Below are 1,151 nucleotides of genomic sequence, written 5' to 3' on the forward strand. Positions count from 1 at the left end.
TATTCCTAAGTAATAGCAGTAAAATAAGGTGAGAATAGAGTTATTAAAAATGCTGTTCGTTTTGATGTGAATCATGTTGTTGTTTTAGTGATTTTTAACTTTTTCAGGAGAAAATCATGAAAAAAATACTTTCTGTTCTATTAATAACGGCGACTTTTTCTTCAACTTACGCTTCAGGGATAATAAATACCATTGTTTCATCACCAGGTAGTGGAGGAACAAGTACTACTGGTACTGGAGGAACCAATACTGGGACTAATTCTGGAATGAATTCCGGAACGAATACGGGTACAGGTACAGATAATGGAACCAACACCGGAACTAATACTGGAACCAGCACTGGTACAGATAATGGTAGTGATACTAATAACGGTACCGATAACAGCAGTACTACCTACTAAATAAAAAAATGCATGATTGTGTCTTTGAAAGCAATCCCTTTAAAGATTGCTTCCTAATACAGAGCATTAAGGCAATAACGTCTCGAGTTTTTTCCTCGGGACGTAGAGGATGAAGAAATCAGCAATACTACATCGAAAAAAAATGAACAAGAATAGGGTAATTCATTATACCCAAAATAATACGTAAACTAAAACTTCATCTGTTCTGGTTTACTGACATGTTCATGGCGTTGTAATACAGTATCAGGACGACATTCGGTTTTGTATAGATGATAATTCATGGCAAAAACCTCTTTTTGCATATTATCCTTAAAATATTTTATTGCGTCCTCATCTCCATAGTGCACAGCGAGATCAAGCCAATCAAAACCCGCTTGCCAATCCAGCTCTAATAATTCGGGAAATTCGACCTCAAGGTCAACATCCATCTCTTTTTTTAGCGTCTCAAGATCAGCAAAAGATATAAGCGCTATTTCAAATTGAGCACCGCTATATCGTTGCAGGCCAGGCGAAATTTCAGTAATTCGCTTTGCTGTGACTAAGGTATCTTCCATATACTCTTTAAAAGAAATAAGACGTTTAGCAGGTTTAGCAGGTTTAGCAGGTTTAAAAAATGGTTTCATTTTTAGAATGAGAAAATAGAATCAATAATGTACGCATTGTTCACAAAAGTAAATGCTTTTGTTCTATTACAAATTCATTATGCATCCTTCTATATCCTATTGGCCAATCAAATACCATATGGATATT

General features: G+C 35.4%; 2 protein-coding genes. One reads left to right on the top strand and one right to left on the bottom strand.

What is annotated here, in order from left to right; all coding sequences use genetic code 11:
* The first annotated feature begins 116 nt into the window (after positions 1-116).
* A complete protein-coding gene (locus tag OQJ26_RS19235) occupies positions 117-401 on the top strand; it encodes a hypothetical protein (protein ID WP_265704797.1) in 285 nt (94 codons plus the stop codon).
* A 188-nt stretch (positions 402-589) separates the two neighbouring features.
* On the opposite strand, the gene OQJ26_RS19240 is transcribed toward OQJ26_RS19235, so the two are convergent.
* Entirely contained in the window at positions 590-1,024 is a 435-nt protein-coding gene (locus OQJ26_RS19240; RefSeq protein WP_265704796.1) for a hypothetical protein, read from the bottom strand.
* Between the last annotated feature and the right edge of the window lie 127 nt (positions 1,025-1,151).

The sequence above is a fragment of the Legionella sheltonii genome (assembly GCF_026191355.1).
Lineage (GTDB): Bacteria > Pseudomonadota > Gammaproteobacteria > Legionellales > Legionellaceae > Legionella > Legionella sheltonii.